Source organism: Cronobacter sp. 153480017-3, from assembly GCF_053627815.1.
This window is the reverse complement of sequence record NZ_JBSEYN010000001.1, coordinates 727,654-753,866: the sequence shown is the minus strand read 5'-3', so window position 1 is coordinate 753,866 and position 26,213 is coordinate 727,654. Positions and strand designations below refer to the sequence as shown.

23 protein-coding genes, 2 tRNA genes, 1 pseudogene and 1 other annotated feature are annotated in these 26,213 nt (G+C 57.5%); of the genes and pseudogenes, 12 read left to right on the top strand and 14 right to left on the bottom strand.

The window, feature by feature from the left end; all coding sequences use genetic code 11:
* Positions 1-45: 45 nt before the first annotated feature.
* From hisIE to hisL, 9 genes are all read right to left on the bottom strand, one after another.
* On the bottom strand, positions 46-657 hold the full coding sequence (gene hisIE / locus ACUW6V_RS03730; protein ID WP_012124345.1) for a bifunctional phosphoribosyl-AMP cyclohydrolase/phosphoribosyl-ATP diphosphatase HisIE: 612 nt from the start codon (positions 655-657) through the stop codon (positions 46-48).
* Entirely contained in the window at positions 651-1,427 is a 777-nt protein-coding gene (gene hisF, locus ACUW6V_RS03725; protein ID WP_012124346.1) for an imidazole glycerol phosphate synthase subunit HisF, read from the bottom strand. The genes hisIE and hisF overlap by 7 nt, the downstream gene beginning before the upstream one ends.
* Positions 1,409-2,146 (bottom strand): 1-(5-phosphoribosyl)-5-[(5-phosphoribosylamino)methylideneamino]imidazole-4-carboxamide isomerase, encoded by a 738-nt coding sequence (hisA, locus tag ACUW6V_RS03720; protein ID WP_076726537.1) that lies wholly within the window; start codon positions 2,144-2,146, stop codon positions 1,409-1,411. The genes hisF and hisA overlap by 19 nt, the downstream gene beginning before the upstream one ends.
* Complete coding sequence (gene hisH / locus ACUW6V_RS03715) at positions 2,147-2,737, bottom strand: imidazole glycerol phosphate synthase subunit HisH (protein WP_004388507.1); 591 nt, start codon at positions 2,735-2,737, stop codon at positions 2,147-2,149. It abuts the gene before it with no gap.
* Positions 2,737-3,804, bottom strand: coding sequence for a bifunctional histidinol-phosphatase/imidazoleglycerol-phosphate dehydratase HisB (gene hisB, locus ACUW6V_RS03710; protein WP_097649355.1), 1,068 nt, complete (start codon positions 3,802-3,804; stop codon positions 2,737-2,739). Before hisB ends, hisH begins: the two co-directional genes overlap by 1 nt.
* The gene (hisC, locus tag ACUW6V_RS03705) at positions 3,801-4,883 is read right to left on the bottom strand and encodes a histidinol-phosphate transaminase (protein WP_454038010.1); all 1,083 of its coding nucleotides are present in this window, start codon (positions 4,881-4,883) and stop codon (positions 3,801-3,803) included. The genes hisB and hisC overlap by 4 nt, the downstream gene beginning before the upstream one ends.
* Positions 4,880-6,184, bottom strand: coding sequence for a histidinol dehydrogenase (gene hisD / locus ACUW6V_RS03700; RefSeq protein ID WP_088274682.1), 1,305 nt, complete (start codon positions 6,182-6,184; stop codon positions 4,880-4,882). Before hisD ends, hisC begins: the two co-directional genes overlap by 4 nt.
* A 5-nt stretch (positions 6,185-6,189) precedes the next feature.
* Positions 6,190-7,089 carry an ATP phosphoribosyltransferase gene (hisG, locus tag ACUW6V_RS03695; RefSeq protein ID WP_004385872.1) on the bottom strand — a complete coding sequence of 300 codons (900 nt, stop codon included), beginning with the start codon at positions 7,087-7,089 and terminating at the stop codon, positions 6,190-6,192.
* A gap of 47 nt (positions 7,090-7,136) precedes the next feature.
* Positions 7,137-7,259 (bottom strand) — a sequence feature (His leader region).
* On the bottom strand, positions 7,235-7,285 hold the full coding sequence (gene hisL / locus ACUW6V_RS03690) for a his operon leader peptide (protein WP_071601073.1): 51 nt from the start codon (positions 7,283-7,285) through the stop codon (positions 7,235-7,237). It overlaps the preceding feature by 25 nt.
* Before the next feature lie 180 nt (positions 7,286-7,465).
* Here hisL and ACUW6V_RS03685 point away from each other — a divergent pair, with 180 nt between their 5' ends.
* Entirely contained in the window at positions 7,466-8,290 is an 825-nt protein-coding gene (locus ACUW6V_RS03685; protein ID WP_104672960.1) for an SDR family oxidoreductase, read from the top strand.
* Here ACUW6V_RS03685 and ACUW6V_RS03680 read toward each other — a convergent pair.
* On the bottom strand, positions 8,274-9,053 hold the full coding sequence (locus tag ACUW6V_RS03680) for a gamma-glutamyl-gamma-aminobutyrate hydrolase family protein (protein WP_029039274.1): 780 nt from the start codon (positions 9,051-9,053) through the stop codon (positions 8,274-8,276). The genes ACUW6V_RS03685 and ACUW6V_RS03680 overlap by 17 nt on opposite strands.
* Positions 9,054-9,319: 266 nt before the next feature.
* On the opposite strand from ACUW6V_RS03680, the gene gabT reads away from it, so the two are divergent.
* The 3 genes from gabT (at position 9,320) to ACUW6V_RS03665 (ending at position 12,165) form a co-directional block, all read left to right on the top strand.
* Positions 9,320-10,615 (top strand): 4-aminobutyrate--2-oxoglutarate transaminase, encoded by a 1,296-nt coding sequence (gene gabT, locus ACUW6V_RS03675; protein ID WP_076726531.1) that lies wholly within the window; start codon positions 9,320-9,322, stop codon positions 10,613-10,615.
* Positions 10,616-10,751: 136 nt separating this feature from the next.
* A complete protein-coding gene (gene yoeI, locus ACUW6V_RS03670) occupies positions 10,752-10,814 on the top strand; it encodes a membrane protein YoeI (protein WP_097566144.1) in 63 nt (20 codons plus the stop codon).
* Positions 10,804-12,165: an APC family permease gene (locus ACUW6V_RS03665; protein WP_007794764.1), complete on the top strand. Its 1,362-nt coding sequence runs from the start codon at positions 10,804-10,806 to the stop codon at positions 12,163-12,165. The genes yoeI and ACUW6V_RS03665 overlap by 11 nt, the downstream gene beginning before the upstream one ends.
* 296 nt (positions 12,166-12,461) lie before the next feature.
* On the opposite strand, the gene sbcB is transcribed toward ACUW6V_RS03665, so the two are convergent.
* Complete coding sequence (gene sbcB / locus ACUW6V_RS03660) at positions 12,462-13,889, bottom strand: exodeoxyribonuclease I (protein WP_015386526.1); 1,428 nt, start codon at positions 13,887-13,889, stop codon at positions 12,462-12,464.
* A gap of 77 nt (positions 13,890-13,966) precedes the next feature.
* Positions 13,967-15,118: an acyltransferase family protein gene (locus ACUW6V_RS03655; protein ID WP_105622327.1), complete on the bottom strand. Its 1,152-nt coding sequence runs from the start codon at positions 15,116-15,118 to the stop codon at positions 13,967-13,969.
* A 243-nt stretch (positions 15,119-15,361) separates the two neighbouring features.
* On the opposite strand from ACUW6V_RS03655, the gene dacD reads away from it, so the two are divergent.
* The 4 genes from dacD to ACUW6V_RS03635 all read left to right on the top strand — a co-directional run bounded on the left by dacD (position 15,362) and on the right by ACUW6V_RS03635 (position 18,855).
* Positions 15,362-16,528, top strand: a complete 1,167-nt coding sequence (gene dacD, locus ACUW6V_RS03650; protein ID WP_228370869.1) for a serine-type D-Ala-D-Ala carboxypeptidase DacD — start codon at positions 15,362-15,364, stop codon at positions 16,526-16,528.
* A gap of 87 nt (positions 16,529-16,615) precedes the next feature.
* Positions 16,616-17,089 carry a DNA gyrase inhibitor SbmC gene (gene sbmC, locus ACUW6V_RS03645; protein WP_004385325.1) on the top strand — a complete coding sequence of 158 codons (474 nt, stop codon included), beginning with the start codon at positions 16,616-16,618 and terminating at the stop codon, positions 17,087-17,089.
* 200 nt (positions 17,090-17,289) lie between these two features.
* Complete coding sequence (locus ACUW6V_RS03640) at positions 17,290-18,348, top strand: FUSC family protein (RefSeq protein WP_032988343.1); 1,059 nt, start codon at positions 17,290-17,292, stop codon at positions 18,346-18,348.
* A gap of 168 nt (positions 18,349-18,516) precedes the next feature.
* Entirely contained in the window at positions 18,517-18,855 is a 339-nt protein-coding gene (locus tag ACUW6V_RS03635; protein WP_004385327.1) for a DUF496 family protein, read from the top strand.
* Positions 18,856-18,969: 114 nt separating this feature from the next.
* Here ACUW6V_RS03635 and ACUW6V_RS03630 read toward each other — a convergent pair.
* Positions 18,970-19,045, bottom strand: a tRNA-Asn gene (locus ACUW6V_RS03630).
* Positions 19,046-19,235: 190 nt separating this feature from the next.
* Here ACUW6V_RS03630 and ACUW6V_RS03625 point away from each other — a divergent pair.
* The 4 genes and pseudogenes from ACUW6V_RS03625 to ACUW6V_RS03610 form a co-directional block, all read left to right on the top strand.
* Positions 19,236-20,708 (top strand): EmmdR/YeeO family multidrug/toxin efflux MATE transporter, encoded by a 1,473-nt coding sequence (locus tag ACUW6V_RS03625; RefSeq protein WP_142968956.1) that lies wholly within the window; start codon positions 19,236-19,238, stop codon positions 20,706-20,708.
* A gap of 392 nt (positions 20,709-21,100) precedes the next feature.
* On the top strand, positions 21,101-23,623 hold the full coding sequence (locus ACUW6V_RS03620; protein ID WP_454038009.1) for a type VI secretion system Vgr family protein: 2,523 nt from the start codon (positions 21,101-21,103) through the stop codon (positions 23,621-23,623).
* A complete protein-coding gene (locus ACUW6V_RS03615) occupies positions 23,623-24,924 on the top strand; it encodes a VRR-NUC domain-containing protein (RefSeq protein WP_109995939.1) in 1,302 nt (433 codons plus the stop codon). Before ACUW6V_RS03620 ends, ACUW6V_RS03615 begins: the two co-directional genes overlap by 1 nt.
* A gap of 11 nt (positions 24,925-24,935) precedes the next feature.
* Positions 24,936-25,949: pseudogene (locus ACUW6V_RS03610) on the top strand (DUF3396 domain-containing protein); the annotation flags it as partial.
* A gap of 114 nt (positions 25,950-26,063) precedes the next feature.
* Here the strand turns inward: ACUW6V_RS03610 and ACUW6V_RS03605 are convergent.
* Positions 26,064-26,139 (bottom strand) — tRNA-Asn (locus tag ACUW6V_RS03605).
* Positions 26,140-26,213 lie beyond the last annotated feature (74 nt).

The window sequence follows — 26,213 nt, the reverse complement described above, 5'->3', positions numbered from 1 at the left end:
AAGGCCGCGTGATGCGGCCTTTTTTTATGCGTCATGCCCGAAGGATTATTTGTGCCGTCCGCGCAGGTTTTCAATCACCGCGCTGAGATCGAGCTCCTGATCCTGAAGCAGCACCAGCAGGTGATACACCAGGTCAGAGGCTTCGTTCACCAGCTCTTCGCGGTCGTGTACGGTTGCAGCAAGCGCCGTCTCCACGCCTTCTTCACCCACTTTTTGCGCGATACGCTTGGTGCCGCTGGCGTAGAGCTTCGCTGTGTAAGAGCTTTCCGGCGACGCGGTTTTACGCGCGGCCAGCAGTTCTTCAAGCTGATAAAGGAAGTGCCACTGGTGATGCGCCTCGCCAAAGCAGCTGGTGGTACCGAGATGGCAGGTTGGCCCAATCGGGTTAGCCAGCACCAGCAGCGTATCGTTATCGCAGTCCGGCGTAATGCTCACCACATTGAGAAAATGGCCGGAGGTTTCGCCTTTGGTCCAAAGACGCCCCTTCGTGCGCGAGAAAAACGTGACCTTGCCGCTCTGCTCGGTTTCGCGCAGCGCCTCCTGATTCATGTAACCCAGCATCAGCACCTCGCCGGAAACCGCATGCTGCACCACGACCGGCAGCAGCCCGTCGGTTTTTGCCCAGTCCAGTTGAGCCCGCTGTTGTTCTGTTAACACACCCGTATCTCCACGCCTTGCTGAGCCAGAAACGCTTTCAGCTCGCCAATATTAATAATCTGTTTGTGGAACACTGACGCGGCCAGCGCCCCGTCGACGTTTGCCTCGCGAAAGGCGTCCAGGAAGTGTTCCATCGTCCCGGCACCGCCGGAGGCGATAAGCGGCACGCGGCACGCCTCACGCACTTTTTTCAGCTGTACGAGATCATAGCCGTTACGCACGCCGTCCTGGTTCATCATGTTCAGCACAATTTCACCCGCGCCGCGCTGCTGCACTTCCCGCACCCAGTCCAGCGTTTCCCACTGGGTCACGCGGGTGCGGCTTTCGTCGCCGGTGTACTGGTTGACGTGATATTTGCCGGTCTCTTCATCAAACCAGGTATCGATGCCCACCACGATGCACTGCACGCCGAAGCGATCCGCAAGCCTTGTGATAAGCGTTGGATCGGCCAGCGCCGGGGAATTGACGGAAATTTTGTCCGCGCCGAAGGAGAGAATTTGCGCCGCGTCTTCCAGCGTTTTGATCCCGCCCGCCACACAGAAGGGGATATCGATGACTTCTGCCACGCGTGTGACCCAGCTCTTATCCACCACGCGGCCATCGCTTGAGGCGGTGATATCGTAAAAGACCAGTTCATCGGCGCCTTCTTCGGCGTAGCGTTTCGCGAGCGGCACGATGTCGCCGATGATTTCATGGTTGCGAAACTGCACGCCTTTGACGACTTGCCCGTCGCGTACGTCCAGACAGGGGATTATCCGTTTTGCCAGCATTGGATCGCCTCCGTTACGTTAAATTTGCCTTCCAGCAGCGCGCGACCGACGATCACGCCGCCGACACCGCTGCCGCGCAGCGCGCGAATGTCTGACAGTTCGCCGATGCCGCCGGAGGACTGGAACGCCACCTGCGGATAACGCGCGCAGACTTCTTCATACAGCGCCACGTTCGAGCCAGACAGCGTCCCGTCGCGGGAGATATCCGTGCACAGCACATGCTTCAGCCCCGCGGGGAGATAGCTCTCCACCAGCGTTTCCAGCGTCACGCCGGAATTTTCCTGCCAGCCGCTGACCGCCACCTGTTTGTTGCCGGCGTCGTCGATACGCACATCCAGCGCCAGTACCAGCGCGTCGGCGCCGAAACGCTGAAACCAGCGCTGCACGTCCTGCGGCGCTTTTACCGCCGTTGAGCCCACCACCACGCGCGCCACGCCTGCGTCCAGCAGCGCCGCCACGTCATCTTCGCTGCGCACGCCGCCGCCGACCTGCACCGGCACGTTGACGCCCGCCACCAGCTTTTGAATGAGCGCAATCTGGCGTTTCGCCGGATCTTTCGCGCCGGTTAAATCCACCAGATGCAGCAGCTTCGCGCCCTGCGCTTCGTAATCCTGCAGGCGCGGCAGCGGGTCGCGGCCATAGTCGCGCTGCTGACCGTAATCGCCCTGATGCAGGCGCACCACCATGCCGTCAATTAAATCCAGAGCCGGAATAATCATTTACATCTCCAGGAAGTTTTTCAGCAGCTGCGCGCCCGCGGCTCCTGAACGTTCCGGGTGGAACTGCACCCCCCAGAAGTTATCTTTCTGCACCGCGGCGGTGAACGCCTCGCCATAGGTGCACTGTGCGATCGTGTTCGCGTTCACCGGCATCGCGTAGCTGTGCACGAAGTAAAACCAGGCGCCATCCTCAATACCGCGAAACAGCCGGTCGCCCGCTTTGGCATACACGCGGTTCCAGCCCATGTGCGGCAGCGGCAGGCCGTGGTCGGTCATTTTCGGCACCGGCTGATCGATAATGCCCAGCAGATCCACGCCATTATTCTCTTCGCTGCGGCTGCCGAGCAGCTGCATTCCAAGACAGATCCCCAGCACCGGCTGGGTACAGGCTTTGATTAAATCCACCAGATCGCGCTCGATAATTTGCTGCATCGCCGCCTCGGCGGTGCCGACGCCCGGCAGAAAGAGTTTATCGGCGCGCAATACCAGATCCGGGTCGCGGCTCACGACCGGCTCATAGCCGTGGCGGCGCACCGCCGACTGTACCGAGTGCAGGTTGGCGCAGCCGGTATCCAGAATCACCACGTTCATCACAGCACTCCTTTTGAAGAGGGCAGCGTTTCGCCTTCGACACGGATCGCCTGGCGCAGCGTGCGGCCAAACGCTTTAAACAGGCTTTCGACGCGGTGATGGTCGTTTTTGCCTTTGGTTTTCAGGTGCAGCGTGACGCCCATGGTGTAGGAGAGCGAGCGGAAGAAGTGTTCCACCATCTCGGTGCTGAGATCGCCCACGCGCTGATAATTGAACTCGGCTTTATATTCGAGGTGCGGACGCCCGGAGATATCGAGCGCGCAGCGCGCGAGACACTCATCCATCGGCAGCACAAAGCCGAAGCGGTTGATGCCGCGCTTGTCGCCAAGCGCCAGCTTCAGGGCTTCGCCGAGCGCCAGCCCGGTATCTTCAACGGTGTGGTGATCGTCGATATAGAGATCGCCTTTGACGCCGATTTCCATGCGAAAGCCGCCGTGGGTGGCTATCTGGTCCAGCATATGGTCGAAGAAGCCGACGCCGGTGTTGATTTTGCTGCCGCCTTCGCGGTCCAGCCATACTTTAACGTCAATCTGGGTTTCGCGGGTGCTGCGCTCAACGTGCGCGTAGCGATCGCGCTTTGTCAGGTGCTCGCCGATGGCGGCCCAGTTCAGATCGGCACGGTTATAACGCAGGCCTGTAATGCCCATGTTATCGGCAAGCTCCACGTCAGTCGCGCGATCGCCAATCACATAGCTGTTCGCCGCGTCCATCACGCCCGGTTCGAGATAACGCTCGACCAGCTTTGTTTTAGGCTTGCGGCAGTCGCAGTTGTCCGTCGGGAAGTGCGGGCAGATCAGCACGTCCTCAAAGAGCACACCCTGAGAGGTAAAAATTTGCATCATCAGGTTATGCGGGCCGTCGAAATCCGCCTGCGGCAGGCTGGCGGTGCCAAGACCGTCCTGATTAGTGATCATCACCAGCTTAAAGCCCGCTTTTTGCAGTTGCAGCAGTACCGGGACAGCGTCCGGCTCAAAGGCCAGCTTGTCAAAACGATCGACCTGGAAATCTTCCGGCGGCTCGGCAATCAGCGTGCCGTCGCGGTCAATAAAGAGATACTTCTGGCTCATACTCGCTCCGTGGCCGCAAGGCCGGGTTGGTCACGCAGGGCGTCAATCACGCGCTGGCACTCTTCGCGGGTGCCGACGGTAATGCGCAGGCAGCCGCTGAGTGTCGGTTGTCTGTTCTGGTCTCTTAAGATAATGCCCTGATCCCACAGCGATTTAAATACCGCGCTGGAGGCGGTAATGCGCGCCAGCACATAGTTGGTTTCACTATCGAAAACCGCCTCGACGCACGGCGTCTCGCGCAGGCCCGCGATCAAGGCATCACGGTTAGCCAGCACCTGCGCCACGCGCTCGCGCATCGCAGCAATGCCTTCCGGGCTTAATGCCTGGGCGGCGATATCCGCCACTGGCGTTGAGAGCGGGTAGGGGGCGATCGCTTTCAGCAGCAGGTTAATGACCTCTTCATTCGCGAGCGTAAAGCCGCAGCGCAGCCCGGCGAGCGCAAAGGCTTTAGAGAGCGTGCGCAGCACGACGAGGTGCGGGTATTCGCCAAGCCAGCCTGCGAGCGTCGCCTGCGGGCAGAACTCAATATAGGCTTCATCCGCCACCACAATGGCTTTGCCGCGCGCCATCTCCAGCAACGTGCGTAGATCCTGCGGGTTAATCAACTGGCCGGTCGGGTTATTAGGGCTACAGACGAAAATGACCTTAACGCCGTCAAGCTGTTCGGCAATCGCTGGCAGATCAAGCTGCCAGCCGTCCGTTGCCTGCACGGTGCGGCACTCCACGCCACTGGTTTCGGCGCTGACGCTATACATGCCGTAGGTCGGCGGGCAGTAGAGCACGGCGTCACGGCCCGGCTCGCAGAAGGCGCGGATCAGCAGCTCAATGCCCTCATCCGCGCCGCGGCTGACCAGCACCTGCTCAGGTTTCACGCCGGCGTATTGCGCGTAACGCTCAATGACGCGTTTCGGCTGGCACTCCGGGTAGCGGTTGAGCGTCTGCGCGGTCAACTGAAACTCCACAGGCAGCGGGTATTCATTCGCGTTCAGCCACACATCGCCATTGCCGCCAAGACGACGCGCAGACTGATAGGGCGTCAGAGTGCGCACGTTCTCGCGCGCGAGTTCTTCAATGCTCATGCTTGCTCCTTCAGGGCTGCCACACGCAGCGTCACGGCGTTTTTGTGGGCGGTAAGCTGTTCTGCCGCCGCCAGGGTTTCGATGGTTTCAGCCAGCGCGGAAAAGCCCGCGGGTGTTAATTCCTGCACCGTCATACGCTTCTGGAAATCCGCCAGACCGAGGCTTGAGCTGGTGGCGGTGTAGCCGTATGTCGGCAATACATGGTTGGTGCCGGAGGCGTAGTCGCCCGCTGATTCCGGTGACCAGTCGCCTAAAAAGACGGAGCCTGCGCTGGTGATGTCATCGACCAGCTCGCGCGCGTTGCGGGTCTGGATGATTAAGTGCTCCGGGCCGTACTGGTTAGAGATAGTCACGCACTGCGCGAGATCGCGCGCCACGATGATGCGGCTTGCCGAGAGCGCCTGGCGGGCGGTTTGCGCGCGCGGCAGCGCCTCAAGCTGGCGGGCAGTGGCGTCGGCCACGGCCTGCGCCATCGCCGCGTCCGGTGTGAGCAGAATCACCTGCGAATCCGGGCCGTGCTCGGCCTGCGAGAGTAAATCGGAGGCGACGAAATCCGGCGTCGCGCCGCTGTCGGCAATCACCAGCACTTCGGAAGGCCCTGCGGGCATATCGATCGCTGCGCCGTCGAGACGCTGGCTGACCTGGCGTTTGGCTTCGGTCACAAAGGCGTTACCCGGCCCGAAAATTTTATCCACTTTCGGCACGCTTTCCGTCCCAAAGGCGAGCGCGGCAATCGCCTGCGCGCCGCCTGCCTGAAAGACTTCCTGCACGCCGCAGAGCTTCGCGGCATAGAGAATTTCATCGGCGATGGGCGGCGGAGAGCAGAGCACCACGCGTTTGCAGCCCGCGATGCGCGCGGGCGTCGCGAGCATCAGCACCGTCGAGAAGAGCGGCGCGGAGCCGCCCGGAATATAAAGCCCGACCGACGCCACCGGGCGCGTCACCTGCTGGCAGCGCACGCCAGGCAGGGTTTCGATATCGACAGGCGCGAGCTGCTGGGCGCGGTGGAATTTCTCAATATTCGCGACGGCAACGGCCATCGCCTGTTTGACGTTATCGTCAAGACGCGCGGCGGCGGCGTCGATCGCTTCAGCGGTGACTTTTAGCGCCGCAACGTCGGTTTTATCAAACTTCGCGCTGTATTCACGCAGCGCCGCGTCGCCGCGGGCTTTGACGGTATCAAGGATCTCCGCCACCGTGCGGGTAATGCTTTCTGATGCCGAGATGGCCGGGCGCATCAGCAGTTCACGCTGCTGCTGTGCGCTACAGGCGTTCCAGTCAACGATCGTCGTAAAGGTCATGGCGGTCACTCCATCATCTTCTCAATCGGCAGCACCAGAATGGAGCTGGCGCCCAGCGCTTTCAGTTTTTCCATGGTTTCCCAGAACAGGGTTTCGCTGCTCACCATGTGCATCGCCACGCGCTGCTGATCGCCTGCCAGCGGCAGAATAGTCGGGCGCTCGGCACCCGGCAGCAGGGCGATGACTTCATCGAGGCGCTCGGTCGGCGCGTGCAGCATGATGTATTTCGATTCGCGCGCCTGGATAACGCCCTGGATACGGGTCAGCAGTTTGTCGATAAGCTGCTGCTTCACGGCAGGCATCTCGCCGTCGCGCTGGATAAGACAGGCTTTCGAGCGGTAAATCACTTCCACTTCGCGCAGGCCGTTGGCCTCAAGGGTCGCACCGGTGGAGACTAAATCGCAGATGGCGTCGGCAAGCCCGGCGCGCGGGGCGACTTCCACCGAGCCGTTCAGCAGGCAGGATTTAAACTGCACGCCTTTTTGATCGAGATAACGTTTAAGCAGGTGCGGGTAAGAGGTGGCGATACGTTTATTATTCAGGCTTTCCGGGCCTTCCCAGACATCATCGACCGGCGTGGCGAGCGAGAGGCGGCAGCCGCCGAAATCGAGGCGACGCAGTGTGTAGTAGCGCGGGTCGTCGCCCTGAGCGCGGCGGGTCAGCAGCTCTTCTTCCAGCACGTTTTCGCCGATGATGCCGAGATCGACCACGCCATCCATTACCAGGCCCGGAATATCGTCATCGCGCACGCGCAGGATGTCAATAGGCATATTCTCCGCCAGCGCTATCAGACGCTGGGTGTGCAGATTAATTTTTATGCCGCAGCGGGCCAGCAGTTCGCGCGAATCATCGCTTAAACGGCCGGATTTCTGAATAGCTATGCGTAAACGGTTGTTGTCTGTCATCTCGCCTTATCCTTATTGATCTCGTTAAATTCGTCTGCCAACGCCCAATAAAAAAGCCCCCGGAAGATGATCTTCCGGGGGCTCTCTTAGCGTTCATGCACCACTGGAAGATCCGATCGTCTTCCAGCACACATCGCCTGAAAGACTAATCAGGATGATGGTGATGGTGGTGGTTGTTAAACTGAACGCGTGTCATAAAATTCTCTTGTTGAATGCTTATTCAAAACCTGTCTTAACCGTAAACCATACCGGGCAGAGAAGGCAAGGGCTTTTTTTCATCATTAAAACCTTTCATATTCACTACATCAATTGTCAGCCTGCGGCGGCTGGCGTAGCCTGAAAAGAGGCAGACGCAAAGACGGAGCAGGAGAACGCAATGAAAAAGGTCGCGATTGTCGGATTAGGGTGGTTGGGTATGCCGCTGGCGCTCGCGCTTAATGCCCGTGGCTGGCAGGTCGCTGGCAGCAAAACCACGGCTGACGGCGTGGAAGCCGCACGTATGTGCGGTATCGAAAGCTATCAGCTGGAGCTGTTGCCGGAAATGGTGTGCGACAGTGACGATCTGGAGGCGCTGTTTAACGCCGACGCGCTGGTGGTGACGCTGCCCGCGCGGCGTACCGGCGGCAACGGCGAATATTACTTACAGGCGGTGCAGCAGGTGGTGGACAGCGCCCTGGCGCACCAGATCCCACGGATTATCTTTACCAGCTCCACCTCGGTCTACGGCGAGGCGGAAGGCATCTGCAAAGAAACGACGCCCGCAAATCCGGTCACTGAAAGCGGGCGCGTGTTAAGAGAGCTTGAGCAATGGCTGCATAATTTACCGGGTACGTCAGTGGATATTTTGCGCCTGGCGGGGCTTGTCGGCCCGGGGCGTCATCCGGGGCGTTTCTTTGCGGGTAAAACGGGCCCGAACGGCGGACATGGCGTCAATCTCGTGCATCTTGAGGACGTGATCGGTGCCATTACCCTCCTGTTGCAGTCGCCCAAAGGCGGGCATATTTATAACCTGTGCGCCCCGCAACACCCGACGCGCGCGGAGTTTTATCCGGTGATGGCGCGCCAGCTTGGCCTTGAGCCGCCGCGCTTTAGCGAAAGCCCGGCGGGCACCAGAGGCAAGCTGATTGACGGCAACCGGATCTGCCATGAACTGGGGTTTGAGTATCTCTACCCGGACCCGCTCGTTATGCCAATGGAGTAAGCGCCTGATGGTCAGCCTGCCAGACACGGCAGGCGGCCACAAAGGCGTCAAAAATCTGTTTTGAGAGCGGCTCGTCGTGCAGCGCGCCCCATTCCGGGTGCCACTGTACCCCGAAGGCGAACGGGTGCTCCGGAATACTGATAGCCTCAATCAGCCCGTCGTCGGCGCGCGCCTCGATAAACACGCCGGGCCCCACCTCGCGTATCCCTTGCTGATGCAGCGTATTCACCCGCACCGTTTCGCCGGGCGCGACCCAGCTGTCGAGCCAGCCGCCGGGCGTTATCTCAAGCCCGTGTACCGGCGCGAATTTCGCCTCCGGACTGCCGTTCGGGTTCACTTCATGCTCGCGCAGCCCTTCGACATTATGCAGTTGCCGCCAGAGCTTTCCGCCGGTCGCGACCACCATTTCATGCACGCCGCGGCATGAACCAAGCAGCGGCAGGCCGGTATTCAGCGCGTGACGTACCAGCATCAACGCCAGTTTGTCGCGCCCCGGATCGTTGCTGGTCTCCTGCGCCTCCTCGCCGTAGTGGTGCGGCTCAATGTTGCACGGGCTGCCAGGCAGAAAAATCCCGCTCAGCGATTTCAGCGCTGCCGCCAGATAGAGCGGATCGTCCGCCAGATGGTGGGGCAGGGGAATGGCCACGGCACCAGAGTGATAAAGCGGTGCCAGATAAAGATTTTCCACCGTTAAGATTAACTGCTCGTCCTGATTACTCTGACACATCAATACGCCGATGAGCGGCGGTGTGTTTACGGTCATGCTGGCTCGCCTGTTTCGCTGGGATACAGATCCTGTAGTTGAGCATTCGCAGCGGGTCAACTTTCCACGCGCCCGCTCTGGCAGAACCTCCGCCTTGAGCTATGTTTTGATAACGGGCGTTATTTAAGCGGTTTTCGCCACGCTTTTTCGCGATGTAATAACTGCCGTAACGCTTTTTCCAGACGTTAACGCCCCCCGATATAGCGATGAAAATAATGTTGCCTCCGTCTTTTTGGGCGGAGGCTTTTTGCGCACAGGAGTCAATGATGCAAAGCAATCAGCAGTGGCAGGCGCGACGTGAGGAAGCGGTGCCGCAGGGCGTGGGTAACGCGCTGCCGGTATTTGTGGCGCGGGCTAAGAACGCGGAGATCTGGGACGTGGAGGGGAAGCGCTATATCGATTTCGCCTCCGGCATTGCGGTACTCAATACCGGGCACAACCACCCGGCGGTTATCGCGGCGGTGAAGGCGCAGCTCGATAATTTTACGCACCCTTGTTTTCAGGTAACGCCTTATGGCAATTACATTGAGCTTGCGGAACGCCTGAACAGGCTGGCTCCCATCAGCGAGCCGTGCCAGACGCTGTTTCTCTCAACCGGCGCTGAGGCGGTGGAGAACGCCATCAAGGTGGCGCGTATCGCCACCGGGCGCTCGGCGGTGATTGCGTTTCGCGGCGCGTTTCATGGCCGCACGCTGCTTGGCATGGCGCTCACCGGCAAAGTGCAGCCCTATAAAAAAGGCTATGGCCCGTTCCCGGCAGGGATTTACCACGCGCCTTACCCGGCGGCATATCTCGGCGTGAGCGACACCCAGGCGCTGGCGTCGCTGGCGGGGATTTTCGCCGCGGACGTGGCACCGGAAGAGGTGGCGGCGATTATTATCGAGCCGGTACAGGGCGAGGGCGGGTTTTACGCCGCTTCTGCCGAGTTTATGCAGCAGCTGCGCGCGTTGTGCGATAAACACGGCATTGTGCTGATTGTTGATGAGATCCAGAGCGGCTTTTGCCGGACCGGCAAAACGTTTGCCATTGAGCATTCAGGCGTCGAACCGGATCTCATTACCATGGCCAAAAGCCTGGCGGGCGGGTTCCCGCTCTCGGCGCTGGTGGGGAAAAAGGCGCTGTTTGATAAAGCGCTGCCGGGCGGGCTTGGCGGCACTTACGCAGGCTCGCCGGTAAGTATCGCGGCGGCGCTGGCGGTGACCGATCTCATTGAGCAGGAGCAATTAAACGCGCGCGCCATCGCCCAGGGCGAACTGCTGATGAGCGGTCTGCGAGAGCTGGCGCAGGAGTATGATTGTATCGGCGATGTGCGCGGCGTCGGCGCGATGGTGGCGATGGAGCTGGTGCATGAGCGCGACAGCCATCGTCCGGACAAAGAATTGACCCAGCAACTGGTGCAGGAGGCAGGGCGTCAGGGGCTGATTTTACTGACCTGCGGCGTGCGTGCGAACGTCATCCGTTTCCTTATCCCGCTCACCGCTGAGAAAGAAATTGTGACAGAAGGTCTCAACGTCTTGTCATCCTGCCTCAAAGTGGTGCAAAATACGCGCCCTGCAAAATAAGATATTAACCGACGTCAACGCGTCGGTTATTTTTTTGCAGTCAAGAGCATCGTAATTAAATTCAAGAGGCCGGGCTTCGTACCGGATAGATACTTACTTAAAATCCGACAGTTGTTGTCGCTGAGGAATACAGAAAATGGGGCAATTTTTCGCTTATGCGGCGATGTTCACCGTAAAGGAGAATAATTATGTCGCTTAATGCAACTCCAAAAACCTCTCGCGTGGAATTACGTAAAACGCTTACGTTGATTCCGGTTGTTATGATGGGCCTCGCCTATATGCAACCTATGACGCTGTTCGATACGTTCGGTATTGTATCTGGCCTGACGGACGGTCACGTACCGACCGCCTATGCCTTCGCGCTGGTCGCTATCCTCTTTACCGCGCTGAGCTACGGTAAACTGGTGAAACGCTTCCCGTCTGCGGGCTCGGCGTACACCTACGCGCAGAAAGCGATTAACCCGACCGTGGGCTTCATGGTGGGCTGGTCGTCGCTGCTCGATTACCTCTTCGCGCCGATGATCAACATTCTGCTCGCGAAAATTTACTTTGAAGCGCTGGTGCCGGAAATCCCGTCATGGATTTTCGTGGTGCTGCTGGTCGCGTTCATGACCGTTTTCAACATGCGTACGCTTAAAGGCGTGGCGAACTTCAACACCATTATCGTGGTGCTGCAGGTGGTGCTGATCGCCGTGATTCTGGGCATGGTGATTTACGGTGTAGCGCACGGCGAAGGCGCGGGTACGCTGACGAGCTCACGTCCGTTCTGGTCTGAGAATGCGCACGTCATCCCGATGATCACCGGGGCGACCATTCTGTGCTTCTCGTTTACCGGCTTTGACGGCATCAGCAACCTATCGGAAGAGACCAAAGACGCTGAACGCGTGATCCCGCGTGCTATCTTCCTGACCGCGCTGATCGGCGGCCTGATCTTTATCTTCGCGACTTACTTTATCCAGCTCTACTTCCCGGATATCTCGCGCTTTAAAGATCCGGATGCGTCCCAGCCGGAAATCATGCTCTACGTGGCAGGCAAAGCCTTCCAGGTCGGCGCGCTGATTTTCTCTACCGTGACCGTACTGGCGTCCGGTATGGCGGCGCACGCAGGCGTTGCGCGTCTGATGTATGTGATGGGCCGTGACGGCGTGTTCCCGAACCGCTTCTTCGGTTACGTGCATCCGAAATGGCGTACCCCGGCGCTGAACGTGGTGCTGGTGGGCGCGATTGCGCTGATGGCGATTAACTTCGACCTGGTAATGGCGACCGCGCTGATTAACTTTGGTGCGCTGGTGGCGTTTACCTTCGTGAACCTGTCTGTGATTTCACAGTTCTGGATCCGCGAAGGCCGCAACAAAACGCTGAAAGACCACTTCACCTACCTGCTGCTGCCGGTGTGCGGCGCGCTGACCGTAGGTGCCCTGTGGCTGAACCTGGAAGAAAGCTCCATGGTGCTGGGCCTGATCTGGGCCGGTATCGGTGTGGTTTACCTGGCGTGCGTGACCCGCAGCTTCCGTAACCCGGTACCGCAGTACCGTGAAGATATCGCGTAATTACCGCGATACGCATAACGAAAAGGCTCCACGAAGGGAGCCTTTTTTATTGCCGGTAGTTTTTGGGGCGGCGGGTTGGGATGTCGATGGTATGGGGCAGTGGATTGGGATTTCGATGGGTCGGGGCGGCGGGTGCGCTTCGCTTACCCGCCCTCCGAGTGAGCGTTTCTGTTGGGAATATGTAGGGCGGGTAAGCGAAGCGCACCCGCCATATTAAAACCAACTCCATTTCCCGTAAGTAGGGCGGGTAAGCGCAGCGCACCCGCCATATCCCGTCACGCCGGTATCACCCGCGCTTACCCGACAATCTCCTGCGCGTACTGATACAACGCTTTCAGCAGCGCCGTCTTCTCTTTGTCGCTCTCGTACTGGTTATAAAGCATCTCTAACTCCTGGGCGTAGGCTTGCAGGAATTCCGGCGTAAACACGTCGCGGCGATGCGCCAGCCAGCGCGCTTGTTCCTGCTCGCTGAGCGTGCCGGGGAAATTACGCGCCCGGTAATTAAACAGCAGCTTCTCGATACGCTTATCCACGAACGTAATATCGAGCGCCGGCAGATTCTGCGGCGGCGTCTCCAGCACAATGCGCATCGCGGCGCGATCGGCGTCGCTGAAAAAGCCGTCGTAGAGCTGCGCATCGACGTTATCGGTAGGTGGGAACGGCGGCGCGTCGGCAAACAGCGCCACCAGTTTTTCGCGCACCTGCGGCGAATCGCGAAGCACCTTGAGATTATTCAGGCAGTGCTGACGGTCGATGCCAAGACGCTCGGCATCTTCCGGGCGCAGCGTATTGGCCTGCGCCAGTACCGGGCATTTATTGAGATGCACCAGCTTCACCGGCACCGCGCTCGCGTCGCCGAGCGCCGCTTTCGGCGTGTAGAGCCGCTCGCGCAGATCGTCGGCGTTCAGCTCAAGCAGCGGGCTGATATCGCCTGCCAGATCCACCACAATTACCGCGTTACGGTTGTCCGGGTGCCAGGCGACGGGCGCTATCCAGCTCGTATTGCCGCGCCATGCGCCAAACATGCCGGAAACGTGCACCAGCGGCTTCATCTGAACGGTATCAATCAGCGTCGCCAGTTTCTGCTTACTGCGGTAGGTGTAGAGGTAATCAAACATCCGCGGCTGGCGGGTTTTCACCAGCTGCGCCATGGCGATGGTGGCGTACACATCCGCCATCGCGTCGTGCGCGTTGGCGTGTTCAATCCCGTTGGCGACGGTTAAATGCTCAAGGCGAAAGCTCGGCAGCCCGTCGCTGTTCTCCGGCCAGACGATGCCTTCCGGGCGCAGCGCGTAGCAGGCGCGCATCACATCCAGCAGATCCCAGCGCGAGTTATCGTTCTGCCAGCTCCAGGCGTAAGGGTCGTAGAAGTTGCGATAGAAAATATTGCGCGTCACTTCGTCATCGAAGCGCACGTTGTTATAGCCGACCACGCAGGTTTTTGGCACGGTGAACAGCGCGTGGATGCGTCTTGCGAATTCCGCTTCGTTTTCGCCGCGCGCGCGCGCCACCTGCGGCGTAATACCGGTTATCAGCACCGCTTCTGGTTGAGGGAGATAATCGTCGGCGGGCTTGCAGTAAAAGACGTCCGGCTCGCCGATGACCGTGAAATTCTCATCGGTGCGCAGGGCGGCGAACTGCGCCGGGCGGTCCAGCGAGGGGCTTTTGCCGAAGGTTTCGTAATCGTGGAACAGAAAAGTCGGTTGCGCGGCAGAATCAGACACCAGGTCACCATCCAGAGTAAGTAAAAAAACAGGGCTATGGTAAACCATAGCCCTCTCCGGAAGAAGTGGCAGCGGCCTTAAGGCATGACCTGCTCCGGCTGCACCGGTTTGCGGGTAATCAGCCGTTTGCCGAGCGCAATGCCCGGTTTCTCCACGCGATAGAAAAGAACCGTCGCCAGCGCGTACGTCACCGGCAGGCTGATGGCGGCGGCGATGAGCAGGCGCACCGGCGAGGCGTACTGCTCAAACGCGCTGTGCTCCACCAGCAGGCCGATGACCGGAATCACAATCATCAGATGCAGCAGATAGACCGAATAGGAGACATCGCCGAGGAACTGGCTGATACGGCGCGTCAGCAGCCAGCGCGGCAGCCGCATCGCCTGATGCAGCAGCGAGCCCGCCTGCGCCTGCCACAGCAGCGCGCCGAGCCCGGCAATCATCACGCACTGGGCGATGAGGCGAACCGGCGTCACCGCGATATGCATCTGCCAGGCGAGTACCGGCGCCAGGAACGCCAGCAGCAGCAACAGGCGGCGGCTCTCGCGCACGGCGGCGGCTATCAGCATGCCTGCGACAAACAGCGGCAGCTTAATCAGGATCATCGAAGGCATCGGGAACGCCTCAAAATACCCCGGAAATGCCCAGCGCGCCGCAAAGCAGGCCACCATTACCGCGAAGGCGGCGGCAAAGAATCCCCAGCGCATCACCAGCAGCATAATGAACGGGAACAGCACGTAAAACTGCATTTCGAGCCCGATGCTCCAGTCCGGCAATACCGTGCGGAACGAATAATAAGGAATAGCGCCGAAGACAAACGAAATATGCGCGAGAATATTGCCTGCGGACGTATCTGCATAGCGCTGGCTTTCGGTCTGCGTTGATGGCCAGGCCTGGGCGATGACATCGCGCCATTCGCCGAACGCCGCGCCGAAAATAAGCGCTAACAGCAGAAGGAAATAATAGAGCGGCGCGATACGGAAAAAACGGCGCAGCCAGAAATTACGTATAGTATGGCCACTGGTCCACGGCTCGATGTCCCGACGCTCCATATAATTCTTCGCCATCAAAAAGCCCGACAGCAAAATAAACAGATCGACGCCCATGCCCGGATCGTATAACAGGGGAATGCGGCACTGTACCAGCAAACAAATATGCCCCAGCAGCACCCACAGCGACGCGAGACCGCGTAACCCCTCAAGCTCCGGCGACCAGCTTTTACCCTGCGCCATACCCTTCTCCTCAGCCTTTTAAAAGTCACCAGGCTAAAAAGAGTCGGCCTTTATAACAATCGGAACAGTACGTGAAATGTTTATTATCAGATTTTCCGCAGCGTGTTATCGGCAGGTAAACGAAACGGTGGCAATTTTAGTTAAGACGCGTCTTATTCATATTTCCTTGCAATTTAGCGGAGCAAGGAAATAAAAACTGCCGTAAAAAAGGCGCCCCATCGCGAAGTTACAGAGGATATGCTGTTGAAATTTAGACCAATGATTGCCGTTTCCTGCATCATGCTGGCCGGTATTACCGCGCAGGCGAACGCTGCCGCGCTTTCCATGCCGCAACCGCCAGCCATTATGGCGGGCAGCTATGTGTTGATGGATTACACGACCGGACAAATACTGGCGGCGAATAACGAGCATCAACAGCGTAACCCGGCGAGCCTGACCAAATTAATGACCGGCTATGTGGTGGACCGCGCCATCGACAGCCATCGCATCACGCCGGATGACGTGGTGACGGTCGGGAAGGACGCCTGGGCGAAAGATAACCCGGTGTTTGAGGGCTCGTCACTGATGTTCCTGAAGGCGGGCGATCGCGTCACGGTGCGCGACCTCAGCCGCGGCCTGATTGTCGATTCCGGCAATGACGCCTGTGTGGCGCTGGCCGATTACGTGGCGGGCGGCCAGCCGCAGTTCGTTGCGATGATGAATGATTACGTTCAGAAGCTCGGCCTGAAAGATACGCATTTTGAAACCGTGCATGGGCTGGACGCGCCGGGGCAGCACAGCTCCGCTTACGATCTGGCGGTATTATCGCGCGCCATCATCCACGGCGAGCCGGCGTTTTACCATATGTACAGCGAAAAGAGCCTGACCTGGAACGGCATCACCCAGCAGAACCGCAACGGCCTGCTGTGGGATAAAACGCTCAATGTTGACGGACTGAAAACCGGCCATACCTCAGGCGCGGGCTTTAACCTGATAGCCTCCAGCGTTGACGGCAAGCGCCGCCTGATCGCGGTGATCATGGGCGCTGACAGCCCGAAAGGGCGCGAAGACCAGGCGCGTAAACTGCTGCACTGGGGCCAGCAGACTTTCGATACCGTGGAGATCCTGCAAAAGGGCAAGAAAGTGGGCACCGAGCGCGTCTGGTACGGCAAAGACGAGCAGGTGGCGGTCGGCACCGATCGCGATTTCTGGCTGACGCTGCCGAAGGCGCAGCTTGCGAACGTGAAGGCGAAATATCTGCTCGATCGCGAGCGCCTCGACGCGCCGCTGGACGCCAATGAAAGGGTGGGCGAGATAGAGCTCTATAACGGCGATACGATTATTGCGCGTATGCCGCTGGTGACGCTTGAGAAGGTAAAAAAGGGCGGCGTGTTCTCGCGCTTTGGCGACTGGCTGCATCTGACCCTGTAAGCGTTTTTTGCGAACGCGAAGGCGCTCACAGACGTCCGGATGAGCGCCGCACACTATACTCGCTATTTTGAACAGCGAGGAGTGAACATGGATTACACCATCGAGCATGTCTTAACGCGTAAAATCGCCGGTTTTCATCTGGTCGGCCCGTGGGAGAAAACGGTGCCGCAGGGGTTTGAACAGCTCTCTTTGTGGGTGGATAACTTTCATATCCAGCCGCAGGCGTGGCTGGCGGTCTATTACGACAATCCGCAGCAGGTCGCCCCGGAGAAACTGCGCGCCGATACGGTGGTTGAAGTGCCGGCGGATTTCACCCTGCCGGAAAACAGCGTCGGCGTGATCCTGACGGACCTGCCGGGCGGCCAGTACGCGGTGGCGCGCGCCCGTGTTGAGAACAACGATTTCGGCACGCCGTGGCTCGCGTTTTTTACGCGTCTGCATCAGGATGTGCGCTACCAGATGGCCGCGCGCCCGTGTTTTGAAATTTATCTTAACGATGGCAAGCGCGACGGCTACTGGGACATCGACATGTATATCCCGGTTCAGACCTCCGGCGAATAATACACTTGCGCCCCCGCGATGGCGGCGGGCGCGCTTTTTGTTAAGTAAATGGCAAAATAACGTTAATTCTTCGATAATTCGTACGACTTCTCTGAAAAGTTACAGCTTTTCCCCGATTTTTGTCAGAAAATAGCGCCCCTCATTTTCAGGCGTTTCGCCTGAAGCGACGTTTCATCAAGGCTGTTAACGGGAAAGTCAGCGTGCGTGCCGATAAATCGCTCTCCTCTTTTGAAATCCGTCTCTACCAGCATTACCGCATCGTGCACGGCGTGCGCATTGCGCTGGCGTTTATCCTGACGTTTTTACTGGTGCGGATGCTGAACGTGCCGGAAGGCACCTGGCCGCTCATCACGCTGGTGGTGGTGATGGGGCCAATCTCATTCTGGGGGAACGTGGTTCCGCGCGCCTTTGAGCGCATTGGCGGCACTATTCTCGGCGCGGCGCTGGGGCTGGTGGCGTTGCAACTCGAAGGCTGGTCGCTGCCATTGATGCTGTTGTGGTGCGCGCTGGCGATGTTTCTGTGCGGCTTTCTGGCGCTCGGCAAACGGCCTTATCAGGCGCTGCTGATTGGCATCACGCTTTCGGTAGTGGTCGGCGCGCCGCAGGGCGACATGCTGGTCGCGCTCTGGCGCGGCGGTGATGTGATTTTCGGCTCGCTGCTGGCGATGCTCTTTACAAGTCTCTGGCCGCAGCGGGCGTTTATTCACTGGCGTATCCAGATGGCGAATTTTGTCGGCGATTTCGCGAAAATTTATCACGCCGGGCTGTCGCCAAATCTGGTGGAGCGCCCGCGGCTCGATAAGCCGCTCCAGAATATCCTCGGCAGCGTCGTGAAGCTGCGTGCGTTTATCACGCCCGCCAGCAAGGAAACACACATTCAGCGCGCCATTTTCGAGGCTATCCAGACCACCAGCCGCAATATGGTCTGTACGCTTGAGATGCAGATCAACGCCTGGTGGGCCTCGCGCGAAAGCCACTTCCTGATGATTAACGCCCGTACCCTGCGCGATTCGCAGCAGATGACCGAGAACACGCTGGCGGCGATTGCACAGGCGCTGCGCGAAGGAAACCCGTCGCCGGTGATGGCCAACCGCGAGAAGCTCGCGGAGATCGCCCAGGAATTGCGCGCGCTGATGAGCGAAGGGCAGCAGGGTGCGCTGGTCGAAACGCCGATTCACGGCTATGTATGGTTGAGCATGGAACTGGCGCAGCAGCTGGAGCGCCTTTCACAGCTGATTTGCCGGGCGCTGCGCAAATAATCCGCAGACGACCGGCGCTTGTTTCGATTCAGCACCGTTTCAGGCTATGATAACCACAGGCATCCTGAACGGGATAAAACCATTGTCATCAACCGCCGCTGACAGTAAGGTTTACGCCATGCGGTTGTTTAAACGAATCCGAGTCTTAAATTCAGTAGGGGTGTAAAAATGGAAAACAGCAAACCTTCATTCCAGGACGTTCTTGAGTTCGTGCGTCTGTTCCGCCGTAAGAACAAGCTGCAGCGTGAAATTCAGGACGTCGAGAAGAAAATTCGTGACAACCAGAAGCGCGTACTGCTGCTCGACAACCTGAGCGATTACATCAAACCGGGCATGAGCGTGGAAGCCATTCAGGGCATTATCGCTAGCATGAAGAGCGACTATGAAGACCGCGTTGATGACTACATCATCAAAAACGCTGAGATCTCCAAAGAGCGCCGCGAGATTTCGAAAAAGCTCAAAGCGATGGGCGAGCTGAAAGTGCACGAGCCGAAAGGCGAAGAATAAGTTAAAAAAACCGCTTCGGCGGTTTTTTTATTTCTGCGCTATGGCGGACGCCTCTCCTGGCGCGCAAACATCCAAAAAGCAAAAAGCCCGCTAAAAAGCGGGCTTTTTTGAATCTGGCTCCTCTGACTGGACTCGAACCAGTGACATACGGATTAACAGTCCGCCGTTCTACCGACTGAACTACAGAGGAATCGTGTGGAGGCTAATCATAGCGGCCCCGCGCCAATTGTCAAATGCCATTTTCCTTCGGCCTGCGCGTTCGGACATTCTCTGAACATTACGCGCTATTTTCCAACAATATCTCTGGAAAGCCTTTGCAGGAATGCGGGTTCTAACTCATTATTTGAAATGAGGTTTCAACTTTCACGCGCAGGTTCATTTTGAGTGTAACCACTACCGTTCGCCAGGCTATCGCTCGTACGCCCTGGTACAAGAAAAGAAAAAGCTATCGGGTGCTGTTCTGGCGCGAAATCACGCCGCTGGCTGTGCCTATTTTGCTGGAAAACACCTGCGTGCTGCTGATGGGCGTGTTGAGCACGTTCCTAGTAAGCTGGCTCGGCAAAGAAGCGATGGCGGGCGTGGGCCTCGCCGACAGCTTCAATATGGTGGTGCTCTCCTTTTTCGCTGCGGTCGATTTAGGGACGACCGTTGTGGTGGCGTTCAGCCTCGGCAAGCGCGATCGCAAGCGGGCGAGGGCGGCGGCCAGACAGTCGCTGGTGCTGATGACTATCGTCTCGATTCTGCTGGCGGCGCTGGTGCATGTGACCGGTGAATACATCATCGATGTGGTGGCGGGCGAGGCGACGCCACAGGTGAAAGAACTGGCGCTCATTTACCTGCAACTGACCGCCTGGAGCTACCCGGCGGCGGCCATCGCGCTTATCGGCAGCGGCGCGCTGCGCGGGGCGGGGAATACCAAAATCCCGCTGCTGATTAACGGCGGGATGAACATCCTGAATATCGTGATCAGCGGCTTTCTGATTTACGGGCTGTTTTCCTGGCACGGCCTCGGTTTTATCGGCGCCGGGCTGGGGCTTACCATTTCACGCTATATCGGCGCTATCGCTATCCTTTATGTGCTGATGATCGGCTTTAACCCGGCGTTGCGCATCTCGCTTAAAAGCTATTTCTCGCCGCTTAAGCTCAACATTCTCTGGGAAGTGCTCGGCATCGGGCTGCCCGCGAGCATTGAATCGGTGCTGTTCAACGGCGGCAAACTGCTGACGCAGATGTTTGTGGCGGGCATGGGCACCAACGTGATTGCCGGTAACTTTATCGCGTTTTCGGTCGCCGCCCTGATCAACCTGCCGGGGAACGCGCTCGGCTCTGCTTCCACTATCATCACCGGTAAACGTCTCGGCAAAGGGCAGATTGGCCAGGCCGAGCGCGAGCTGCGCCACGTTTTCTGGCTTTCGACAATCATGCTGACCGCCATCGCCTGGGTGAGCGCGCCGTTTGCCGGGCTGTTCGCCTCGTTTTATACCCATGAAGACGATGTGAAAGAGGTTGTAAAAGTCCTGCTGTGGCTCAACGCGGCGTTTATGCCGATCTGGGCGGCCTCATGGGTGCTGCCGGCGGGGCTTAAAGGCGCGCGCGACGCACGCTTTGCGATGTGGGTGTCGATGCTCGGCATGTGGGGCTGTCGCGTTGTGGCGGGGTATACGCTCGGGATTGTGCTCGACATGGGCGTTGTGGGCGTGTGGCTCGGCATGTTCCTCGACTGGGCCGTGCGCGGCGTCTTCTTCTACTGGCGCATGGTGAGCGGCAAGTGGCTGCAAAAATATCCACGCCCGCCGAAGCGGCCCGTGGTACTGGACACCCCCGCACCGCCGGGGCAACCGAAGGCGATGTAAGCCTGAAGCCAAAAAGCCCGCTAAAAAGCGGGCTTTTTTATACCCATTGATGCGTCTTCTGAAGACGCTTTGCCAGCCAGTCGATATTCCATACTCCCTGAAAATATTTTGTTTATATATCCATTCAGTTTCATTATTTATTTAATAAATAAATTCGCGTGATAAATATAATTGACTATATATTTAACTAGCCAAAAATAAATATTACGCATTGTTTTTCCTGCGTGGTGGCTATAGCAGGCATTCGCATCGAAATATACCTGGCTAAAAATGATTTATTACTTTTTCCCGGATTGACCCGGATTTTTTGCGGCTTATCCTGTTATTTTTTTCGTTATTAAAACTTATCGGACGATTGCCGAAAGCGGCAATCTTTTTCAAAGGAATGAAGGATGACTATTTCCGATAAAGGATTCAGTGTTGCTTCCCGTTATACGCTTGAAATCGCCCACAGCCGGGTGAGGCCCGACGTACTTAATTTTCACGGGCGCGAAGCCCTTAGCGAGCCACACCAATGGCGCATTGAATTCACCGCACCGCAGAGCGACCTTGCGCCTGATGACGTTCTTTTGAAATACGCCACTCTGAAGATGCTTTCTGGCCGCGTGGTATATGGCGTCATTACCCGTTTTGAATGGCTGGGAACGTCAGCAGACCAGACGCACTACGCGGTGACGCTCGCTTCGCGGCTGGCGTTACTGAGCCTTACCCGCCGCTGCGCGGTTTACCAGAATCTTTCTGTGCCTGAACTGCTGGAGCAGATACTGCGTGCGCACGGCCTGGAAGGGCCGGATTTTGATTTCCGCCTGGAGCGGTCTTATCCGCAGCGGGAACTCATCACCCAGTGGCGAGAAACCGATCTCGAATTTATTCAGCGCATTCTCTCTGAAGTGGGTATCTGGTTTCGCACAGAAATGAACGCGGTGACGCAACTGGAAACCCTCATCGTTGGCGACAGCCAGCTTAACTGCGTGTTCGGCGTCAGCGTGCCATACCGGGAGCCATCCGGCCTGTATGACGGCGCGCAAGACGCCGTGTGGGATGTACGGTGCTGGCAGAACACAGTCACCGGCGTGGTACGCACCCGGGATTACAACTATCGCACCGCTGATACCCCGATGGATTCTGCCGTGACGGTAAGGAGCGAGGCTATCACCACCGGCGAGCATTACCGGTATGGCGCGCCGTTTCTTGAAGCGGGCGACGACGCGACGTCAGAGCCGGAAACGGAGAGCGGCGCGTTTTATGCGCGCATCCACCATGAGCGCGAACTGAACAGTGCTACGCGTCTGCATCTTTTCAGCAACGCCTCGCATCTCACGCCAGGGCAGGTGCTGGAAACGCCAGAAAGTCCGGTAGCCGCGCTGAAAGAGGGGATGCTGATTACGCTCGCAACATACCGCGCCGCGCGGGATACGCGCCTGCATGTCTCGCTGTGGGGCATTCCTTATTCCGAGCGGGTGAATTATCGCCCGGTGGAGATTATCCGCCCGGAAATTCACGGTACGCTGCCCGCCCGTATTGAAAGCCGTGAGCCGCATGACACCTACGCCTGGCTGGACGATACAGGCCGCTACCGGGTGAAGCTGGATTTCAGCCGTGAAGATGCTGAGCCTGGCTATCACTACCTGTGGGTTCGTCAGGCAAAGCCGTATGCGGGTGTTGCCTTTGGCTGGCACACGCCGCTTCTGGACGGCACCGAAGTCAGCATTGCGTTTGACGACGGCAATATCGACCGCCCTTATATCGCCCATGCGTTTCACGACGCTGAACATGCCGACATCGTCACGCGCGACAACCGCAGCCAGAACATTCTGCGCACAGCGGCGCGCAATGAACTGCGGATGGAGGATCTGCGCGGGCAGGAGCACGTCGCACTCACCACTCCATACGGTGCATCTTCTCTGAATCAGGGCCACATCACGGATGAACAGAGTCAACAGCGTGGCGCGGGTTTTGAACTCAGAACGGATGAATATGGCGTTATCCGCGTGGCGAAAGGGCTGTTTGTCACTGCAGACGGCCAGACGAAAGCCGCAGGCGAGGTGCTGGAGAGGGAGGCGGCGCAGAGAGAAATAGAAATTTGCCTTAACCAGATCCAACAGTTAGCTGACGCCGCAGCGCAGGCACAGGCGCTGGAAGCAGATATTGCCAGCCAGATGGCGATGTTTAATGCGCGGCTAAAGCCGTTAAACCAGATGGTGCATTTCCACGGCCCGCAGGGAACGGCGTTCACCAGCGGCGAACATCTACAGATGACGGCCAGCAAGAATGTGGTAATGAATGCCGGAGACTCTCTGAGTATGGGCGCGATGGGAAACATGACCCTGAACGCCGGTGAAAAAATCGGCCTGTTTGCCCACACAGGCAAACTGAATGTTATCTCCGGTGAAGGCCCGGTGCAGTTTCAGGCACAGAACGGCGCGATGTCTTTGAGCGCGCAGCAAAAAATAAGTCTGGTTTCGACAAGCGATATGCTGTTTGCCGGCAAAAAGAAGGTGACGCTGATTGGCGGCGGCAGCTACCTGAAAATAGAGCAGGGGAAAATAGAGTACGGAACGACGGCCACGTATTTACGCAAGGTGGAGCGGACAATGGTGGGCGCGCCGAAGAATATGCCTTTAAAAGTACAACGCGTGGGAACGGCCTATATATATTCCGCGATTTACCAGCTACAGGACAAGCACGGCAATATTCTCATCAACACGCCTTACCGCCTCACCACACCCTCTGGCCAGACGATTGCTGGATACAGCGATACTGAAGGCCGCTCTGTACCGGTCTATACCCGCCAACCGGAAGATGTGGAACTGCATATTCTGCACAAAACAGCATCGCCGGAAGAGTCAATGTGGTTTGTAGGCGAAACGAATGTATATCAACTGGAAACCGAACTCAGGGAGAACCCGTCATAATGGACATGCCCGCTTTACCGGACACACCGACAACCGCGCCCGAAACCCCCACCGGCGAGAAAAATCAGCCGTGGGACTGCACGACGACAGGGGTTGAGATGGTCGAAAAACAGTCGCGTCTGCCCACAAATGAAAACCGCCAGTACCTGCATCTTAAGGTGGAATACGCCATGCGTTTTCCTCAACTGGCAGCAAAAATTTGTCGTGAAGGAAAAACGTACCAGATGAGCCTTAAACAGCTCATGATGAGCGGACTTATCCGCGCGGATGAAATCGCCCGTAATTACTACTGGTATTACAAAGCAGAAGTGCCGTTTGATATGCGCACCACGCCGCCACGTCCATTTCTTAGCAGTACATTGAAGCAAGACGACGGCGCTCGCAGACGCCACACCACCAATCCCTTCCCGGTACCCGGTAAAGGAATTTATCGACGTCCTGACGTCATTATCGTGAAAGACAAACAGGATCGCTGGCCTGGGCTGGCGGGGCCGGATCACGATGATCCTCCGGGTATGCATGGCGACAATCTGGCCCGTCTGGTAGAGGTCAAGTTTCCGGGGGATACACTTTTTGAAGATCAATATGACGAATATATGAAGATTGTCGGTAAAGATCGTAACCGTATGACCATTCTGGAGATCCACGACTGCCGCCCGCAAGAGCAGCAGTGGGTGGATCAGGTCGTGAATGTGACGATGAAAGCCTGGCAAACCAGCGGGGCAAAATACTGGCCGCTGTTTCTCTACCCGCCGATATTTATGCCTCGCCCGCCTTCCACGCCAGTAGCCGCACGAATTGAGCCATGGACATACGCCGGTCAAGCCGTGGTCAGTCTTAGCGATGGCGCGATTCGCGGCGTCGCTGAAGGCTGGAGCTCGCTATCAAAAGAGACGCAACAGCTCCTGAACTCAACGGCAGGCTGGCTTAATGACAGCGGGGAGTGGATCTACCGGCAGGGAAGTGAAGTCTGGATATGGGCCAGTAAAACCGGTAAGGCGGTGAAATCCTGGAGCAATGTCCGGATAAAAGCTGCATGGGCGGAAATCCAATACGCCACGGATATGACGCTGGACCTGCTCAAGCAGGTGGACTGGGTACAGATTTTAACGAATGTAGCGAAAACGGTGGGCGTTATCCTGGTGGCTATTTGTGTCGGCGCGCTGGTAGTGACGCTGGGTATCCCGGAGGCCATTATTAGCGCATTTCTACTGATTATTCGTCTGGCGATAACTGCCTGGGAAACCCTCGTAACAATTCTCGGCGGTGGCGCAGGCGCAGCGGCGTTGGGTGCCGGTTAAAAGGAGCAGGTATGGTATTACGGGATTTTGAGCTGAACTACCTTGAGAAGTGGCTGCCGGAAGCGTCAGTGAAATATAAAGACGGCAGCCCGGCAGTTAATCTTGGTCTGATTATCACGGTATTTTTTAAGGACGGGCATACGCCGGACGTGCGCCGCAGGATGGTGGAGTGTGTCGATCGTTTTTATACGGAATTTAAGCCGTATCTGAAAAAAACATTACCGGGTAAAAGGTGGACCGCAATTACTGAGAAAAACTACGCAAGGCAAAAACAAGCAATACTTGACTCTACACCTGAAGAAATTTTCGACTGGACATTAAGTAGCGCCAATGAATCTTATTTAGCGCCCGATTACAATATTCTCATTGTAGGTGAGCGAGTATTTCATAACGATAATGATCGTTCAGTCATAAAATTAACGTTTCCGCTTTCGCTGCTGAAAGAGCCTGACGGTAAAGCGCGATATGAAGGCTGGCTGCTGTGGCTGTGTAACACCTTTGCCGTGGAAAGCGGCTATGCCGGGCTGGCCTTTGTTCTTCCTTACGCATTCGAACGGATGTTTCCGTATGAGTATGCCCTGGCGCAGCGTTTTTCCGGCGTGATGGTGGACTCTCTCGGAACGCTTGAGGGCGGCGAAGCCGTTGAAGGGCTGAAAGGTGCCTGCTGGTACACCATTCTCGGCACCCCGTGGCTGGAAAAGTTGGGGGGTGCAGAGCAGTTAACGCATCGCCTGATTAAAAAGCCGGAAATCAGGCTGTTGCCCTACAGCAACGGTGTGGTCCTTAAGGCCGGAGAGCTTCCTCCGCCGTTGGGTGACATGAAAACGGAAGGATTATCGCCACTCCTGATTAAGGTAAACCAGCTTATTCGCCCGGTGCGGTATGACGGGCATAATGGCCTGCACTTTTTTTCAGGCTATGAAAACTTACAGTTTGAAAAAGCGTCGTCCATGGCCTGGTTTGCCCGCTTTGACGAAGCCAGCGCTCAACTGGATAAAGCCAAAGCAAAGACATCCCGCGAGCCGTGAGGTCAGCGCGTAAATTTACGATACAAAAAACCCGGCGATCTTTAGCAGAAGCGCCGGGTTAATTTGTTTTTAGCATCCCAGGATTGACTGGCACATCACAGGATTAAAATCTGGCTCCTCTGACTGGACTCGAACCAGTGACATACGGATTAACAGTCCGCCGTTCTACCGACTGAACTACAGAGGAATTGCGAGAACGGGGCGCATAGTAACGGCAGCGTTTCGGGTTGTCAAAGCCTGAATGTAAAATGCTGAACCGTT

Excerpts from the sequence above, each read along its gene's own strand:
- hisF (WP_012124346.1), bottom strand. The coding sequence starts at position 1,427 with ATGCTGGCAAAACGGATAATCCCCTGTCTGGACGTACGCGACGGGCAA.
- hisA (WP_076726537.1), bottom strand. The coding sequence starts at position 2,146 with ATGATTATTCCGGCTCTGGATTTAATTGACGGCATGGTGGTGCGCCTG.
- hisH (WP_004388507.1), bottom strand. The coding sequence starts at position 2,737 with ATGAACGTGGTGATTCTGGATACCGGCTGCGCCAACCTGCACTCGGTA.
- hisB (WP_097649355.1), bottom strand. The coding sequence starts at position 3,804 with ATGAGCCAGAAGTATCTCTTTATTGACCGCGACGGCACGCTGATTGCC.
- hisC (WP_454038010.1), bottom strand. The coding sequence starts at position 4,883 with ATGAGCATTGAAGAACTCGCGCGCGAGAACGTGCGCACTCTGACGCCC.
- hisD (WP_088274682.1), bottom strand. The coding sequence starts at position 6,184 with ATGACCTTTACGACGATCGTTGACTGGAACGCCTGTAGCGCACAGCAG.
- hisG (WP_004385872.1), bottom strand. The coding sequence starts at position 7,089 with ATGACAGACAACAACCGTTTACGCATAGCTATTCAGAAATCCGGCCGT.
- ACUW6V_RS03685 (WP_104672960.1), top strand. The coding sequence starts at position 7,466 with ATGAAAAAGGTCGCGATTGTCGGATTAGGGTGGTTGGGTATGCCGCTG.
- ACUW6V_RS03680 (WP_029039274.1), bottom strand. The coding sequence starts at position 9,053 with ATGACCGTAAACACACCGCCGCTCATCGGCGTATTGATGTGTCAGAGT.
- gabT (WP_076726531.1), top strand. The coding sequence starts at position 9,320 with ATGCAAAGCAATCAGCAGTGGCAGGCGCGACGTGAGGAAGCGGTGCCG.
- ACUW6V_RS03665 (WP_007794764.1), top strand. The coding sequence starts at position 10,804 with ATGTCGCTTAATGCAACTCCAAAAACCTCTCGCGTGGAATTACGTAAA.
- ACUW6V_RS03655 (WP_105622327.1), bottom strand. The coding sequence starts at position 15,118 with ATGGCGCAGGGTAAAAGCTGGTCGCCGGAGCTTGAGGGGTTACGCGGT.
- sbmC (WP_004385325.1), top strand. The coding sequence starts at position 16,616 with ATGGATTACACCATCGAGCATGTCTTAACGCGTAAAATCGCCGGTTTT.
- ACUW6V_RS03635 (WP_004385327.1), top strand. The coding sequence starts at position 18,517 with ATGGAAAACAGCAAACCTTCATTCCAGGACGTTCTTGAGTTCGTGCGT.
- ACUW6V_RS03620 (WP_454038009.1), top strand. The coding sequence starts at position 21,101 with ATGACTATTTCCGATAAAGGATTCAGTGTTGCTTCCCGTTATACGCTT.
- ACUW6V_RS03615 (WP_109995939.1), top strand. The coding sequence starts at position 23,623 with ATGGACATGCCCGCTTTACCGGACACACCGACAACCGCGCCCGAAACC.